Origin of the sequence: Agrobacterium sp. rho-8.1 (genome assembly GCF_033957725.1) — a bacterium.
Taxonomy (GTDB): Bacteria; Pseudomonadota; Alphaproteobacteria; order Rhizobiales; family Rhizobiaceae; genus Agrobacterium.
The window spans coordinates 1,532,495-1,548,086 of sequence record NZ_CP192788.1; the positions used below are offsets into that span (position 1 = coordinate 1,532,495).

Genomic DNA, 15,592 nt, shown 5'->3' on the forward strand with positions numbered 1-15,592 from the left:
GGATTGCGGGTACGACACTGCACCATGATCTTTGATTCTCCGCTCATCCCCGCCACGCTCATCTCCCGTTACAAGCGCTTCCTCTTCGACGCCGTGTTGGAAGACGGAACCGAAATTACCGGCTCCTGCCCCAATACGGGCTCCATGCGCGGACTGACGACGCCGGGTTCACGCATCTGGCTGTCCGAGCACGACAGCCCTACCCGCAAATATCGCCACATGCTGGAAATGGTGGAAGCCGATGACACTATCGTCGGCATCAACACCGGGATGCCCAACAGGCTTGCTGAAGAAGCGATTCGACACAATCTCATTCCATCATTAGCCGGCTATACAACAATCAGGCGCGAGCAGAAATACGGCATCAACTCCCGTATCGACTTCCTGCTATCGGCACCGGGGCGACCGGATGCCTATGTGGAAGTGAAGAACGTGCACTTCATGCGCCAGAAAGGCCTAGCAGAATTTCCCGATACCGCCACCAAACGCGGCGCAAAACATCTGGAGGAACTGGGCGATGCAGCGCAAAACGGCTACCGCGCGGTGATGCTCTACCTTATCCAGCGCAACGATTGCGACCAGCTTCGCCTCTGTGGTGATCTCGATCCGGTCTATTTCGCCGCCTTCCACCGTGCCATGAAGCGTGGTGTAGAGGCTTACGCCATAAAATGTAGCGTCTCGTCACGGGAAATCGTTGCAAACGAGATGGTTGCAATAGACGACTGGCACCCCGCTGCTTTATGAAACGAAGCATTAAAAGACGGAAAGCAGGACAATGGTTACTTACATCGATGCGTCAGCGGCCCCTTCCAAGAACACGGGCGTCATCCGGCTGTACAATGCCGAAGACTTCAAGGGCATGCACAAGGCAAGCCAGTTGACGGCGCGTTGCCTCGATGAGTTGGCGAGCATCGTCAAGCCAGGCGTTACCACCAGCGCCATCGACCGTTTCGTGTTCGAGTTCGGCATGGACAACAACGCCCTGCCCGCGACGCTGAACTATCGCGGTTACACCAAATCCGTCTGCACATCGATCAACCACGTGGTCTGCCACGGCATTCCAGACGACAAGCCGCTGCGTGAAGGTGATATCGTCAACATCGACGTCACCTATATCCTGGATGGCTGGTACGGAGATTCCAGCCGCATGTATCCTGTCGGCCAGATCAAGCGCGCTTCCGAACGTCTTCTGGAAGTGACCTATGAGTGCCTGATGCGCGGCATTGCTGCCGTTAGACCCGGCGCGCGCACCGGCGCCATCGGCGCTGCCATTCAGGCTTATGCAGAAGCCGAGCGATGCTCTGTGGTTACTGATTTCTGCGGGCATGGCGTGGGACGGCTCTTCCACGACACGCCCAACATTCTCCACTACGGCAAGGAAACCGATGGCCCCGAAATGCGCGAAGGCATGATCTTCACCATTGAGCCGATGATCAATCTCGGCAAGCCGCATGTGAAGGTCCTCTCCGATGGCTGGACGGCTGTCACCCGCGATCGTTCGCTGTCCGCACAATATGAACATGCGGTGGGCGTAACGGCAACCGGGTGCGAAGTTTTCACCCTGTCGCCAGGGGGGCTTCACCGTCCTGGCTTGCCACCGCTGTAAAGGTTGACTGAAAGCATCCAACCGAAACCGAAAGACATGCCTGATGGCCAAACGACCTTCCAACAAAGACGTAACGTCCAATCTGGAACGCGGCACTGAAGACACGTCGACCGGCTTTTCGGATGCGGGCGATGAGCGCGGATTTTTTACCGATTCGAGGTCGGGAACGGGCAAAGAGATCAGGTCGCATCAGCCATTGGCATCCGAAAGCGACGCTGCCCATTACCACGGTCACCGGGAGCGTCTGCGCGCCAAATATCGGGAAAATGGCGATTCGGCCTTGGCAGACTACGAGTTGCTGGAGCTGTTTCTGTTTCGTTTGATACCGCGCAGGGACACCAAACCGATCGCCAAGGCGTTGATTGCCAGGTTTGGCACGCTCGCCGGTGTGCTTGGTGCACCGTCCTCGCTGCTTCAGGAGGTAAAGGGTGTTGGCGAGACGGTGGCGCTCGACCTCAAGCTCGTCGCCTCGGTGTCCCAACGCATGCTGAAAAGTGAAATCCGCAACAAGCAAGTTCTTGGGTCATGGTCTGCCGTCATCGACTATTGCCACGCTGTCATGGCGCATGAATCGCGCGAACAATTCCGCATTCTTTTCCTCGACAAACGCAACGTGCTGATCGCAGACGAGGTACAAGGTCATGGCACGGTAGACCACACACCTGTCTATCCGCGCGAGATCGTGCGACGCGCACTGGAACTCTCCTCCACCGCCATCATCCTCGTCCACAATCACCCAAGTGGCGACCCGACCCCGTCCCGCGCCGATATTGATATGACAAAAACGATTATCGATACTGCCAAACCACTTGGCATTGCCGTCCACGATCACATCATCATCGGCAAGGATGGTCATGTCAGTTTCAAGGGCTTGAGGTTGATCTGAACACGCCACCAACGAAAAACGCTGACATTTCTCAAGAAAAATACGCGTTAAACTCCATTTTTCCAGAAACGACACAACCATAAATTTTCCGATTAATAAAAAATCAATATATCTAAATTAGCATTTTCAAAAATAAAGATTTTCGGGTCGGGGAGCGCCATGATGGCTATGGCAAGAATAATCCGCAATCGTTCCGGCTCGGCAGCAGTCGAGTTTGCCATTGTGGCACCTGTCTTCATTCTCGTTCTGTTGACCATGATCGCCTACGGCATATACCTCAGCGCAGCCTATGCGGTGCAGCAGGTTGCCGCAGATGCAGCGCGTACCGCAGTGGCGGGCATCACCAAAATCGAGCGGGAAACGCTGGCGAAAAACTTCGTCGATCAAAGCGCCCTGAATTACGCCTTTCTGGATAAGACCCGCGTCAATGTCAGCGTCGGCAGCGATCCGGCAAACGTCAACCAGTTCACGGTCACTGTCGAATATGACGCGACCGATCTGCCGATCTGGAGCCTCTACACATTCGCGCTTCCGGACAAGACCATTCGACGATTTTCGACCATTCGGATCGGGGGGATCTGACATGCGCAAAACCACTTCAACACTCAAGCGTTTCGCCAAAAACCGTTCAGGCAATGTCGCAATCATGGCAGGCATTACCGCACCGTTGATGATGGGCGTCCTGGCGCTAGGCGTGGACTACGGGTCGCTGACGCTACAAAAGCGCCAGTTGCAGCAAACCGCGGACCTTGCGGCCATCTCGGCAGCGTCCGCAACCAATGCAGACCGCGCCGTGTTCCAGTATTTCCAGCTCAACAACAAGAACATTGGCGTAAAAACCGCGTCCGGCATACTGACCGAGACCGGCACGACACCGTTCAATCCTGAAACTGTCTTCTCCAGCCGCGATGGATATGCCGAAATCATCAAGGGCCGCTATGTGCCGGATACAAGCTTGACGGTGGGTCAACGCTTCGTGGAGAACGCCACACCTGTCAACGCGGTGAAGGTCAACATCGTTGAAAAAGGCCGCATCTTCTTTGCCGGAACATTCACGACCCCGCCGACACTTTCTGCGGTGGGAACGGCAGCGGCACAAAGGGTTGCGGCATTCTCCGTAGGGTCACGGCTTGCAAGCATCAACGACGGTTTGCTGAACAATCTACTGGGCAGCTTGCTTGGAACCAAAATTTCCTTGAGCCTGATGGATTATCAGGCGCTGATCGCAGCCGACGTCAATCTTCTTGATATTGCCGATGCCTTGGCGGTTGATCTCAACCTCACGGCTGGCACGTACAAGGACGTCCTCCAAACCGAAATCACCTATGGCAAATTCCTCACCGCGCTGACCAAGGCAACCGGCGTCAAGCCGACTGTCACGGCAGCGCTGAAGACGCTGGAAAAGACGGTGACAAAAACCAACGTCAAACTGCGTCTTGGCCAGATCGTCGCACTCGGTCCCATTCTGGACAAGCAAATCGGCGCGAACGAAAATCTCAACGTAGAAGTTGGCATCTTCGATATCATTTCTGCAGCCGCCACGGCTGCCAATGGCGGAAAGCAAATCGCCGTGGATGCCGGTATTTCCGTTCCGGGACTTGCCTCAACAAAGATAACGCTTGCCATCGGTGAACCACCGGTTGGCACCCCGTCACTCGCGGTTGGCACACCCGGCACCATTGTTCGCACTGCGCAGACACGACTTTCCATCGAAACGAAAGTCGATGGATTGAAGGCACTACTGAATACCAGTATTCGCGTACCGATTTATGTGGAAGTTGCGAATGCGGAAGCCAAGCTTTCAGACATTCGCTGCAACACAAATGGTACCGGCGCAGTGGATGTGGAAGTGGTTCCCGGCATCGTCGAGATTGCGCTTGGCGACGTCGATACCAGCGCGTTCAACAATTTCGGCAAAGATCCACGCGTGACGAAAGCGACGCTCGTGGAAGCGCTGGGTCTCGTCAGGATCAGCGGCATGGCCCACATCAACACCGCCAATCTGACGAAAACCAAGCTAACCTTTCAGCAATCCGATATAACGCAAGGCACGGTCAAAACCGTCTCCACCAAAGACATCACGACATCGCTGGTCAAATCACTGCTGACCAATCTGGATCTGGATATCGGCGTCCTCTTCCTCAACCTCGGTTCGCCCGCGCCACTCCAGGCTGCGCTTGCAGAAACGCTTTCCGTCGCGACAGCTCCCATAGACAGTCTGCTTTACAACACCCTTATGCTGCTCGGCATCAAGATCGGCGAAGCGGATGTGCGGGTAACAGACGTGCGCTGCATGCATCCCGCACTCGTCCAGTAAGACATGGCCCCAAACAAAAAGCCGCCGGATCGCTCCGGCGGCTTTGTCATGTATCGTCAGAAAATCAGCCGTTGACAACGGCAAGACGCTTTTCGTCACGGCCACTCTTCATGCGCTCGGACAGAAGGAACGCCAGCTCCAGCGCCTGATCGGCGTTGAGGCGCGGGTCGCAATGGGTGTGATAGCGGTCAGACAGAGAATCCGCTGTCACAGTGCGCGCACCACCTGTACATTCCGTCACGTCCTTGCCAGTCATCTCGATGTGAATGCCGCCCGGATGCGTGCCTTCGGCGCGGTGGATCTGGAAGAAGCTTTCGACCTCCGACAGAATGCGCTCGAAAGGACGTGTCTTGTAGTGGTTGAGCGTGATCGTGTTGCCATGCATCGGATCGCACGACCACACGACCTTGCGGCCTTCCTTTTCCACGGCGCGGATAAGCTTCGGCAGGCTGTCGGCAACCTTGTCGTGGCCAAAACGGCAGATCAGTGTCAGACGGCCGGCTTCGTTGGACGGGTTCAGCGCATCGATCAGCTCAATCAGATTGTCGGGCTGCAAGGATGGACCACACTTCAAACCGATCGGGTTCTTGATGCCGCGGAAATATTCCACATGGGCATGGTCCAGCTGGCGTGTACGGTCACCGATCCACAGCATATGGCCGGATGTGGCGTACCAATCGCCAGACGTCGAGTCGATGCGGGTCAGCGCTTCTTCATAGCCCAGCAGCAGTGCTTCATGGCTGGTGAAAAAATCCGTCTCGCGCAGGCTGGGCTGGTTGTCGGCCGTGATGCCGATGGCCTTCATGAAGTCCATGGTTTCCGAAATACGATTGGCCAGCTTGCGGTAACGGTCCGCCTGAGGGCTATCTTTTACGAAGCCGAGCATCCACTGGTGCACGTTTTCGAGGTTGGCATAGCCACCCATGGCGAACGCCCGCAACAGATTCAGTGTTGCGGCTGACTGGCGGTAAGCATCCAGTTGACGATCCGGGTTGGGAATGCGCGAAGCTTCGTTGAACTCGATACCATTGATAATGTCACCGCGGTAGGACGGCAGGTTGATGCCATCCTGCGTCTCGATGTTGGACGAACGCGGCTTGGCGAACTGACCGGCAATGCGCCCGACTTTCACGACAGGAAGCTGCGCACCATAGGTCAGAACAACGGCCATTTGCAGGAACGCGCGGAAAAAGTCGCGAATGTTGTCGGCGCCATGTTCCAGAAAGCTCTCCGCGCAATCACCACCCTGAAGCAAAAATGCCTCGCCATCGGCAACACTGGCAAGCTGCTTTTTCAGGCGGCGTGCTTCACCGGCAAACACCAGCGGCGGATAGGTCGCAAGCGTCGCTTCCGTTGCCGCTACCGCCGACGCGTTCGGGTATTCAGGAACCTGCTGGATAGGTTTGTGTCTCCAGCTACCGGGTGTCCAATTTTGTGCCATGATACTCACCTGGTGTTGCGCTAACATCAACTGATGTAGCGATCTCGAAAGTTGCGCGGCTTATAGCTTCAAGCATGGTCTTTGCAAAGCCGATCCTTTCAGGAGCGCGGCCTTTCATCAGCTTTTGGGGCAATATGGCGAAGAAAACCAATTTCAACCGATTTAAATTTTGAGCCTATAATCAGGCCCCGGTCATTGGTCTCCGTCTTACGGGGTTTACACTCGCTCGCCGTTCTTGACCCGATAGCTTGGCGCGTACATCGTCACAAGCTCTTCAGAGGCCGTCGGGTGAACAGCCATCGTGGCGTCGAAGTCATCCTTCGTGCATCCAGCCTTAAGCGTGATTCCCAAAAGCTGAGCCATCTCGCCCGCGTCGTGACCCAGAATATGAGCACCAACCACCTTGCGGTCAGCCGAATTGACGATGAGCTTCATGATCGTCTTTTCGGAGCGGCCGGACAGCGTCGCCTTCATCGGGCGGAACTGGGCGCGATAGACCTCGATTTCGCTGAACTCAGATGCGGCCTCCTCCTCGGACAGACCGACCGTACCGATTTCCGGCTGAGAGAAAACAGCTGTTGCAATGAGGTGATGATCCGGCTTTGTCGGGTTGTTCTTGAACTCGGTTTCAATGAAGCACATAGCCTCGTGGATCGCCACCGGCGTCAGCTGTACCCGGTCGGTAACGTCACCCAAGGCGAAAATGCTTGGCACATTGGTCCGTGAATACTCATCGACGATGATCGCACCCCGCTCGTTGAGCGCGACACCAGCGTTTTCGAGGCCCAGGCCTTGCGTGTTTGGATCGCGCCCAAGCGCCAGCATCACCTCTCCGACGTCAAGCGAATGGCCCTGCTTGGTGCGCGCAACGAGACCACCTGCCTCGTTCTTGCTGACGTCCTGGATCACGTCTTCCAGAATGATGCGAATCCCCTTCTCGACCATGGCCGCATGCAGTCCGGCGCGCATGTCGTTGTCGAAACGTGACAGGATTTCCTTGCCGCGATAGATCAGCGTCGTCTCGACACCGAGGCCATGGAAGATATTGGCGAACTCGACAGCGATGTACCCGCCCCCCGCAATCAGAATGGCTTTGGGCAAAGCCTCAAGATGGAAAGCTTCATTAGACGAAATGGTCAATTCATGACCGGGCAAAGACGTGTGTGGATTGGGCGTGCCACCCACGGCAATCACGATGCGCTCTGCGGTCACGGTCTGGCCAGTCTTCGTCAACTTGACCGTATGCGCATCGACCAACTCAGCGCGGCTGTCGAAAATATCGGCCTTGGCGTTCTCGAGCCCCTTTCGGTACAGGCCTTCCAGACGCTCGATTTCCTTGTCTTTTGCGGCAATCAGCTTCTTCCAGTCGAAACGGCTTTCACCCACCGTCCAGCCGAAGCCTGCAGCATCTTCGAAATGCTCTCGATATTGCGATGCATAGACAAACAGCTTCTTCGGTACGCAGCCCCGGATGACGCACGTCCCGCCATAGCGATACTCCTCGGCAATGCCAACTCGCTTGCCCAGCGATGCAGCAACGCGGGCGCTGCGCACGCCGCCGGAACCGCCACCGATAACGAAAAGATCATAATCGAAAGATGTCATGGGAAAGCCTCTGATAGGAAGGATGATCGCTGCCATCCCTGATGCAGTCATATAGGTGGCGCGCCCCATAAAAGAAAAGCCCGGAGTGAACGCCGGGCTTTGAATATTTCTGAAAGCTTGCTGAAGAATTCAGGGCTTTGGCTTGGCGGCGGGCGCCGCATTCGCAGGCGCGGCCGTTGCGCCGGGTGCACCACCGGTGTTGGAATTGTTGGCCGGAAGTGGCTGAAGGTCTGCACCCGCAACCTTCTGAAGCTCTGCCATGCTCGACGTGTTGAGATCGCGGTTGATACCTGCAGCCCAGATATCTGCAGCCTTCATCAGTTCACGCGTGGCAATCGGTCCATCCTTCAACAGTTTCTTACCCGTCTCGCTACCGTAGAATGCAGCAATCGCCTTCAATTCCTCAAGCGAAAAAGCGCGCGCGTATGTCAGTGCGGCTTCACGTTCCAGGTCGGCACGGCGGGGTGCAAGTTCCAGGGCCTTGGCATCGACGGTCTCGCTGATGGCGTCCTGAACATTGGGAGATGCCTGAATGAGTTCGGTCTTCAAACGCTCCGCAAGACCTGGCAGAATGTTGTCGAAACGGTCAGTGACACCCAATGATGCAATCGCCTGCTTTGCAGCGGTGATGTGCTCCTCGGAAATTTCCTGTGAACGAACGGCGGTGCCGAACACGATGCCGGAAATGAGGATAGAAGCAGCGGCAGCTTTGCCCAGTCCCGCAAGTTTGATCATGAAATCTCTCGCTCCTGTTATATGTTCGCCTGCATGACGCGGGCGCCATCCGGCCCGGCGATAATGGCAAGCGATGCCAGATTAATGAAAAGTCCGTGCTCGACAACACCTGGTATGGCGTTCAGCTCGCGTGCCAGTGCTTCTGCATCAGGAATACGGCCAAAAGATGCGTCGAAAATGAGGTGACCACCGTCTGTTTTGAAGGGGCCATCCTCCAGAGACCGCAGCTTCAAATCGCCCGTAAGGCCAAGCTTTGAAGCCACTTTCTCGATAGCGATACAAGTCGAAACCTGACCAAAAATGTTGATTTCGATGGGCAATGGAAACGCGCCAAGCGTGTCCACGACCTTGCTCTGATCGGCAATCACAATGACGCGAGACGAGGCAGCCGCAACGATTTTTTCGCGCAGCAAAGCACCGCCACCGCCCTTGATGAGACGCAAGTTGTGATCGACCTCGTCAGCACCGTCGATGGTCAAATCCAGTTCCGGAAGTTCGTCCAGCGACTTCAGGGGAACACCAAGCTCCACGCACAAACGCGCCGTGCGCTCGGATGTCGGAACGCCCTGCACCTTCAGGCCATTGGACACTTTTTCAGCCAGAAGCCTGACGAATTCCTCTGCCGTTGAGCCGGTACCAATGCCAAGACGCATTCCATCCTCGACATGGGACAACGCCGCTTCTGCGGCCTTGATCTTCATTTGGCGGGCATCCATTCGGCTGCAAACTCCGGGTCTATACCAATCGATCCACGTATGGGTTCTGCTGTGCATAGCCTCACGCTGGCGTGCTGTTTACACGGGTCGAATAGCAAACGAAAGCCCCTTGGAAGGGCTAGACGCGACGATTCAAAGGTTTCATTGCAAATGCCCATGGCAATGCTTAGCCTTGGCGGAACGATACACAGCACATCATGAGGCATGCCTTGACTTCTCCCCTCGTCATATTCGATCTCGACGGAACATTGGTCGATACCGCCCACGACCTTATCGACAGCCTGAACTACGCCATAGCAGCCGCTGGCCTTGCGCCCACGACCTATGGCGATCTCCAACACCTCGTCGGCCATGGCGCGCGCGTCATGATCAAGCGGGCCTTTGCCCTGCGCGACAAAGAGCTTTTCGACGACGATCTGGAGCCGCTATACGAGCGCTTCCTAACCTATTACCTCGAGAATATGCCCGGACAAAGCGTCCCCTACCCCGGCATCGTTTCAGCCCTCGACAGATTAACGAATGCCGGCTTCACATTGGCTGTCTGCACCAACAAGACGACAGCCCTTGCGATTCCGCTGCTGGAAAAACTCGGCCTCAGCCACCACTTCGTAGCCACCACCTGTGGCGATACCTTCGAGTGGCGCAAACCCGACGCGCGCCACATCACCGGAACCATCGAAATAGCGGGTGGTGACCCGGCTAAAAGCGTGATGGTGGGCGACAGCTTTAATGACATCGCATCCGCCAAGAACGCCGATATACCCTCGGTCGGCGTCACTTTCGGCTACACGGATGTACCCATGGCCGAGCTCGGGCCAGACATGGTGATCGATAGCTACGATAAGCTGGATGCAGCCCTGATCGAACGACTGATCGCAAAGCGCGCGGCGGCGGCTTAAAACAACAGCACAAACAAAAAAGCCGCCCCGAAAGGCGGCTTTTTCGATTTTCGAAACGCATTGATTAACGCGAGTAGAATTCGACCACGAGGTGTGGTTCCATGACGACGGCGTATGGAACGTCGGCAAGAGCAGGAACGCGAACGAATGTCGCGACCATCTTGTTGTGATCAACTTCGACATAGTCAGGAACGTCACGTTCTGCGAGCGCAACGGCTTCGAGAACGATCACGAGCTGCTTGGACTTCTGACGAACTTCAATAACGTCGCCTGGTTTGCAACGGTAAGAACCGATGTTGACGCGAACGCCGTTAACCGTGACGTGGCCATGGTTGACGAACTGGCGAGCGGCGAAAACGGTCGGAACGAACTTTGCGCGGTATACGATCGCGTCCAGACGGGACTCGAGCAGACCGATCAGGTTCTCGGATGTGTCACCCTTGCGACGGTTGGCTTCGTCGTAAGTTGCGCGGAACTGCTTTTCACGAACTTCACCGTAGTAGCCCTTGAGCTTCTGCTTGGCGCGCAGCTGCGTGCCGAAGTCGCTCATCTTGCCCTTGCGGCGCTGACCGTGCTGGCCGGGGCCGTATTCGCGACGGTTTACTGGAGACTTAGGACGACCCCAGATATTTTCGCCCATGCGGCGGTCAATTTTATACTTAGACGATTCGCGCTTGCTCATCGTATTTCCTTTCAGAATGTTACACCGGTTTGTTGCCAAACCGGATCAAGGAAACACGCCCTCCTCTGAAGTCCCGTTTTAGGACCTCTGACAGGTTTCTCACATTTGCGAATGGAGAATCCACGGGACATGTCGGTGATGTTGACTGCCGAACGACAACTTGTAAGCTGCAGGGCGATCAACAGAATACACCGAGCATTGCTGCCCGGTGTTGTGCGGCTTCTAGGTGGCCTTCATAAAATTGTCAACGAGAAAAAAGTTCGGCGATCCCCTTGAAACAGGATTTCGCCACATTATTTCTCGGTCGTGATCAGGACTCGGGCCCCTCTGGCGTATTACCGGACATTACGCGATGTCGAGTCTCTTAAGGTTGGGGCCACGTCTATGTCTGTCACACGTTCCCCATCCGAAAAGCCAACCTCGTCCGGCCAAAGGTTGACTGATGGAATTGCTCCTCACTGATTTTCTCGGCACGCCCGCATGGATGTGGGCCGTCTTCATTTCTCTCGTCCTAGGTTTGCTCGCGCTCGATCTGGGTGTCCTGCATAAGAACTCCAAGGAGATCGGCATTCGCGAAAGCATGCTGATGTCCACTTTCTATATCGGTATCGGCTTGGCCTTCGGCGGCTGGATCTGGTACCAGTCCGGCCAGCAATCGGCGATGGAATACGTCACCGGCTTCGTGGTCGAAAAAAGCCTGGCGATGGATAACATCTTCATCATTGCCATGATCTTCTCCTACTTCGCCATTCCCCGCCAATATCAGCACCGTGTGCTGCTGTGGGGTATTCTCGGCGTAATCGTTCTGCGCGGCATCATGATTGCTGCTGGTGCGGCGATTGTCGAAAACTTCAACTGGGTTCTCTATATCTTCGCAGCGTTTCTGGTCTTTACCGGCCTCAAGATGCTGTTCTCGTCGGATCACGATGAAAACGACATCGGCAACAACAAGATTTTGAAATTCCTGCGCCGACACTTGCCGGTGACGAATGCTCTGCACGGTGAGAAATTCCTCGTCAAGGAAGTCGATGAAAAGACCGGTAAGCTCAAGACCTTCGTAACGCCATTGTTTCTCGCGCTAATCATGGTCGAAATTGCCGACCTGATCTTTGCGGTCGATTCGATCCCGGCGATCTTCGCGATCACGACAGACCCGTTCATCGTCTACACGTCGAACATCTTCGCGATCCTTGGCCTGCGTGCACTCTACTTCGCGCTGGCTGCCCTGATCCATCGCTTTGCGTATCTGAAATATGCGCTGGCCGCGGTTCTGGTCTTCGTCGGCTCCAAGATCTTCCTGCCGGATATGCTGGGCATTGCGAAAATCCCGCCTGCCGTCTCTCTGGGCGTGACCGTCGCCATCCTAGTGACCGGTGTTGTCGGCTCGCTGTTTGCGACACGCAACGAAAAGAAGGCCATCGAATAAGGCTTGGTGTGAAGGCGGCGAAAGCCGCCTTCATGCATTACTCAGCCGCAAACTTGACGATGTCCTCAGCCGCGTCCGCATCTCCGGGCGCGGTTTTCGCGTCGAGGTCGGGGAAGGCAACGATGCGCTTGCCCGAAAAATCCGCGTGTACAACGACGAGTTCTTTCTCCTCGAAATAGCCAAGCAGCATGCGGGCGCGGCGCGCCGAATGCGTGCCATAAGCACGAGCGATGCGGGCGTCGGAAGGACAAGGCTCTTCCTTGAGGGCCGCCTTGACCAGAAGCAGGAAAACACCCTGTAAATCGTCCGAGACGTTTTTCGAAAGGTCCAGCGCCTTTTCCCAATTCTCGGTCGCGGCCATTTCCACGTCCACACCTGACCGCGTGATAGCAACCTGGCGGCGGAATTCGGAAAGCGCCATGGGTGTACCGGGAATGCGTCGCATGCGGGCGCGAACCAGAAACTCCTGGTAGAGAACGGCGTCCGTCCGATAGGCCGATTGCGGATCGTCCATGATTTCGGAGAGAACGGCGGAAATCTTGTCACTCCGTTCTTCCGATGACATTTCCGGCTGGCTGCCGCGCTGGGCGGGTTGCTGAGGCTCCGGCCCGCCAATCGCAGGCGTCGAGCGCGAAAGCTCCGCCAGAATATCTGTGGTTGGTCGTGGCGCGGGCGGCGTGCGCCTCATTGGTGTTCTTGAAAATTCTTCCGGATCGGGCGTGAAGATCAGGTCTTCGACATCCTGCGGCGAATCGGGCAGCGGCATGAGCTTTGGCGAAGAAGACCGCGCTGATGTCTCGACCGCGCCAATGATGATCGGCAGAGGGCGTCGCGAAAGCGCAGGACCCAGCGCTACGAAATTGCCGCGCTGAAGATCGCGGAACATTTCCGCCTGACGACGATCCATGCCGAGAAGATCGGCAGCACGCGCCATATCGATATCGAGAAAGGTGCGGCCCATCAGGAAGTTGGAGGCCTCAGCCGCAACGTTCTTGGCAAGCTTGGCGAGACGCTGCGTGGCAATGACGCCCGCCAGACCGCGCTTTCGGCCACGGCACATCAGGTTCGTCATCGCGCCCAGCGACATCTTGCGCGCGTCTTCCGTCACCTCGCCCGCAACGGAGGGCGCAAACATCTGCGCTTCGTCAACCACCACCAGAACCGGATACCAGAACTCGCGGTCAGCATCGAACAGACCGTTGAGAAAAGCAGCGGCCGCACGCATCTGCTGCTCGACGTCGAGACCCTCCAGCGTCAAGACGCACGAGACTCGGTGCTGACGAATGCGGTTGGCAATGCCGGACAGTTCACCCTCGGTGCGCTCGCCGTCCACCACCACATGGCCGAACTTGTCGGCCAACGTGACGAAGTCGCCTTCCGGATCGATAATGACCTGCTGTACCCAGGGCGCGGATTGCTCCAGCAGTCTGCGCAGGAGATGCGATTTTCCGGAACCGGAATTGCCCTGCACCAGCAAACGAGTCGCAAGCAATTCCTCAATATCGAGCTTGGCCGCTTGCCCGCCCGATAGGGTTCCCATGTCGATGCCGACCTGCAATTTAAAAATTCCCTGCACTGCGATTGGATGAACGCTGATTCGTCGAAACGACCGCGAGCATCTTCTTTATCAAGAAAATCAGCAAATGCCCCGCGGCGTCAACGACAATGCACAGAGAATATCGTGGGGTCAGGAGGTAACTCGCCCGAACGACAGGCGGCGACCGAACACGTTCAGAGCAAGCCCTACGACCACGAGTGCGCTGCCGACGATCTCCAGCACGGTGATTTCTTCCGCAAAGGCGAAATACGCACCGAGGAAGCCAACGATGGGAACGAGTAACGAAAACGGCGCAACAGTGCCTGCGGGATAACGCAAAAGCAGAAAACTCCAGATGCCAGTCCCGACAATGGTCGCGCCATAGGCCATGTAGACGACAACAAGAACCGTCATCATATCGGCAGACGCAAGACCTGCCGAAATAGCCTGCGGTCCTTCCAGCACGAGTGACAGGACGACAAGCGGCAAGACGGGCACGAGGCTTGTCCAGGCGACAAACGAGATGGCATTCACCCTTCCAACCTTGCGATTGACGATATTGCCGATCGCCCAGCTGAAGGCAGCACCAACGCACATGAGCAGCGGCACCATGGCGGTGAGGTTCAGACGTTCTGACCCGATAACGGCCAGACCGCTGAACGCGACGGTGGCACCCGCAATGTGCGATTTTAAAGGAACTTCACCCAGCAGCGTAACGGCGAGCGCCATGGTGAAGAACGCTTGCGATTGCATGACCAGCGACGCCAGACCGGCGGGCAGCCCCCATTTGATGGCAGTGTAGAGCAACCCGAACTGTGCGCAGCCCATGACCATTCCATAGACAACCATATGCTCCCACGGCACCTTTGGGCGCGGCAGAAAGAACACCAGTGGAACCGCCGCAAACAGGTACCGCAGTGCCGTCAGAAACAAGGGCGGCAAATCCATGACGCCGACCTTGATGACAACGAAGTTGAAGCCCCACAAAAACACCGTGATGAGGGCGAGAAAGATATGCGGCACGGCCATTCAGTTTATCCAATCGGCTGCCGCATGATGAAAGCGGCGTATTTAACCGGCAGCGCGCTTCCAACCGGCGGTCAACAGCCCCGCCCCGATCAGCAGGCTTCCGCCTGCACGGTTGACGGTGCGCTGAATATTGGGCTTGCGGATGGTGTTGCGGGCAGCACTTGCCAACAGTCCATAAAGCGCCGCGTTGCAGGTGGCAAGCACAAGGAACGTCACTTCGAAAATCATGACCTGCGGCCAGAATGGCAACGATGGCGTGAGAAACTGAGGCAGGAAAGCCACGAAGAATATGATGCTCTTTGGGTTCAAGGCCGTGACGATATAGGTATGCAGAAAAATCCGCAGCGGCTTTTCCTTGGCCGCGGCGGCGTCCACCCCCTGCCCCATGACCGGCGCACACCAAAGCCTGATGCCGAGATAGATCAAGTAAGCCGCGCCCACCCATTTCAGGACGGTAAACAGCGCAGCGGATGTCGCAAGCAGTGCACCCAAACCCAACATGGAAGCCGTCATCGCGGTGAAATCACCCAACGCCACGCCAGCCACCGTCGCAGATCTCGCCTCACGCCCATGGCCTAGCGCATAGGAAATGACGAGCAGGATCGTCGGCCCGGGAATGGCAAGCATAACGGCAGATGCGGCCACGAAGGCCAGCCAGTTCTCAATCGGCATGATGATATCCCCTATTGATGATAATGAAGCGAGCCAGCAGG

At 56.4% G+C, this 15,592-nt stretch carries 15 protein-coding genes; 7 read left to right on the top strand and 8 right to left on the bottom strand.

Features of this window, described 5'->3' with window-relative positions; translation table 11 throughout:
• The first annotated feature begins 24 nt into the window (after nt 1-24).
• The 5 genes from sfsA to RMR21_RS07735 all read left to right on the top strand — a co-directional run bounded on the left by sfsA (nt 25) and on the right by RMR21_RS07735 (nt 4,809).
• Nucleotides 25-744, top strand: coding sequence for a DNA/RNA nuclease SfsA (gene sfsA / locus RMR21_RS07715; protein WP_498667304.1), 720 nt, complete (start codon nt 25-27; stop codon nt 742-744).
• 31 nt (nt 745-775) lie between these two features.
• Entirely contained in the window at nt 776-1,606 is an 831-nt protein-coding gene (map, locus tag RMR21_RS07720; protein WP_498667305.1) for a type I methionyl aminopeptidase, read from the top strand.
• 82 nt (nt 1,607-1,688) lie between these two features.
• Nucleotides 1,689-2,492, top strand: coding sequence for a RadC family protein (gene radC, locus RMR21_RS07725; RefSeq protein ID WP_498670111.1), 804 nt, complete (start codon nt 1,689-1,691; stop codon nt 2,490-2,492).
• Between the two features lie 159 nt (nt 2,493-2,651).
• Entirely contained in the window at nt 2,652-3,074 is a 423-nt protein-coding gene (locus tag RMR21_RS07730) for a TadE/TadG family type IV pilus assembly protein (protein WP_498667306.1), read from the top strand.
• A 1-nt stretch (nt 3,075) separates the two neighbouring features.
• Complete coding sequence (locus tag RMR21_RS07735; RefSeq protein ID WP_498667307.1) at nt 3,076-4,809, top strand: TadG family pilus assembly protein; 1,734 nt, start codon at nt 3,076-3,078, stop codon at nt 4,807-4,809.
• Between the two features lie 64 nt (nt 4,810-4,873).
• On the opposite strand, the gene RMR21_RS07740 is transcribed toward RMR21_RS07735, so the two are convergent.
• From RMR21_RS07740 to rpiA, 4 genes are all read right to left on the bottom strand, one after another.
• A complete protein-coding gene (locus tag RMR21_RS07740) occupies nt 4,874-6,250 on the bottom strand; it encodes a class II 3-deoxy-7-phosphoheptulonate synthase (protein WP_498667308.1) in 1,377 nt (458 codons plus the stop codon).
• Between the two features lie 216 nt (nt 6,251-6,466).
• Nucleotides 6,467-7,855 (bottom strand): glutathione-disulfide reductase, encoded by a 1,389-nt coding sequence (gor, locus tag RMR21_RS07745; protein ID WP_498667310.1) that lies wholly within the window; start codon nt 7,853-7,855, stop codon nt 6,467-6,469.
• A gap of 129 nt (nt 7,856-7,984) precedes the next feature.
• Nucleotides 7,985-8,590, bottom strand: coding sequence for a DUF2059 domain-containing protein (locus RMR21_RS07750; protein WP_498667311.1), 606 nt, complete (start codon nt 8,588-8,590; stop codon nt 7,985-7,987).
• A gap of 17 nt (nt 8,591-8,607) precedes the next feature.
• Nucleotides 8,608-9,306: a ribose-5-phosphate isomerase RpiA gene (gene rpiA, locus RMR21_RS07755; RefSeq protein WP_498667312.1), complete on the bottom strand. Its 699-nt coding sequence runs from the start codon at nt 9,304-9,306 to the stop codon at nt 8,608-8,610.
• A gap of 197 nt (nt 9,307-9,503) precedes the next feature.
• On the opposite strand from rpiA, the gene RMR21_RS07760 reads away from it, so the two are divergent.
• Complete coding sequence (locus tag RMR21_RS07760) at nt 9,504-10,205, top strand: HAD family hydrolase (RefSeq protein ID WP_498667313.1); 702 nt, start codon at nt 9,504-9,506, stop codon at nt 10,203-10,205.
• 64 nt (nt 10,206-10,269) lie between these two features.
• Here RMR21_RS07760 and rpsD read toward each other — a convergent pair whose 3' ends face one another.
• Nucleotides 10,270-10,887 (bottom strand): 30S ribosomal protein S4, encoded by a 618-nt coding sequence (gene rpsD / locus RMR21_RS07765; RefSeq protein WP_498667314.1) that lies wholly within the window; start codon nt 10,885-10,887, stop codon nt 10,270-10,272.
• A gap of 442 nt (nt 10,888-11,329) precedes the next feature.
• Here rpsD and RMR21_RS07770 point away from each other — a divergent pair, with 442 nt between their 5' ends.
• A complete protein-coding gene (locus RMR21_RS07770; protein WP_498667316.1) occupies nt 11,330-12,313 on the top strand; it encodes a TerC family protein in 984 nt (327 codons plus the stop codon).
• 37 nt (nt 12,314-12,350) lie between these two features.
• Here the strand turns inward: RMR21_RS07770 and RMR21_RS07775 are convergent, their stop codons facing one another.
• The 3 genes from RMR21_RS07775 to RMR21_RS07785 all read right to left on the bottom strand — a co-directional run bounded on the left by RMR21_RS07775 (nt 12,351) and on the right by RMR21_RS07785 (nt 15,551).
• Complete coding sequence (locus RMR21_RS07775; protein WP_498667318.1) at nt 12,351-13,871, bottom strand: helicase HerA domain-containing protein; 1,521 nt, start codon at nt 13,869-13,871, stop codon at nt 12,351-12,353.
• A 129-nt stretch (nt 13,872-14,000) separates the two neighbouring features.
• The gene (locus tag RMR21_RS07780; RefSeq protein WP_498667319.1) at nt 14,001-14,879 is read right to left on the bottom strand and encodes an EamA family transporter; all 879 of its coding nucleotides are present in this window, start codon (nt 14,877-14,879) and stop codon (nt 14,001-14,003) included.
• Nucleotides 14,880-14,921: 42 nt separating this feature from the next.
• Nucleotides 14,922-15,551, bottom strand: coding sequence for a LysE family translocator (locus RMR21_RS07785; protein WP_498667320.1), 630 nt, complete (start codon nt 15,549-15,551; stop codon nt 14,922-14,924).
• Nucleotides 15,552-15,592: the final 41 nt, after the last annotated feature.

Excerpts from the sequence above, each read along its gene's own strand:
- RMR21_RS07770 (WP_498667316.1), top strand. The coding sequence starts at position 11,330 with ATGGAATTGCTCCTCACTGATTTTCTCGGCACGCCCGCATGGATGTGG.
- gor (WP_498667310.1), bottom strand. The coding sequence starts at position 7,855 with ATGACATCTTTCGATTATGATCTTTTCGTTATCGGTGGCGGTTCCGGC.
- sfsA (WP_498667304.1), top strand. The coding sequence starts at position 25 with ATGATCTTTGATTCTCCGCTCATCCCCGCCACGCTCATCTCCCGTTAC.
- RMR21_RS07760 (WP_498667313.1), top strand. The coding sequence starts at position 9,504 with ATGAGGCATGCCTTGACTTCTCCCCTCGTCATATTCGATCTCGACGGA.
- RMR21_RS07735 (WP_498667307.1), top strand. The coding sequence starts at position 3,076 with ATGCGCAAAACCACTTCAACACTCAAGCGTTTCGCCAAAAACCGTTCA.
- rpsD (WP_498667314.1), bottom strand. The coding sequence starts at position 10,887 with ATGAGCAAGCGCGAATCGTCTAAGTATAAAATTGACCGCCGCATGGGC.
- RMR21_RS07740 (WP_498667308.1), bottom strand. The coding sequence starts at position 6,250 with ATGGCACAAAATTGGACACCCGGTAGCTGGAGACACAAACCTATCCAG.
- RMR21_RS07750 (WP_498667311.1), bottom strand. The coding sequence starts at position 8,590 with ATGATCAAACTTGCGGGACTGGGCAAAGCTGCCGCTGCTTCTATCCTC.
- RMR21_RS07780 (WP_498667319.1), bottom strand. The coding sequence starts at position 14,879 with ATGGCCGTGCCGCATATCTTTCTCGCCCTCATCACGGTGTTTTTGTGG.
- map (WP_498667305.1), top strand. The coding sequence starts at position 776 with ATGGTTACTTACATCGATGCGTCAGCGGCCCCTTCCAAGAACACGGGC.
- RMR21_RS07785 (WP_498667320.1), bottom strand. The coding sequence starts at position 15,551 with ATGCCGATTGAGAACTGGCTGGCCTTCGTGGCCGCATCTGCCGTTATG.
- RMR21_RS07730 (WP_498667306.1), top strand. The coding sequence starts at position 2,652 with ATGATGGCTATGGCAAGAATAATCCGCAATCGTTCCGGCTCGGCAGCA.
- rpiA (WP_498667312.1), bottom strand. The coding sequence starts at position 9,306 with ATGGATGCCCGCCAAATGAAGATCAAGGCCGCAGAAGCGGCGTTGTCC.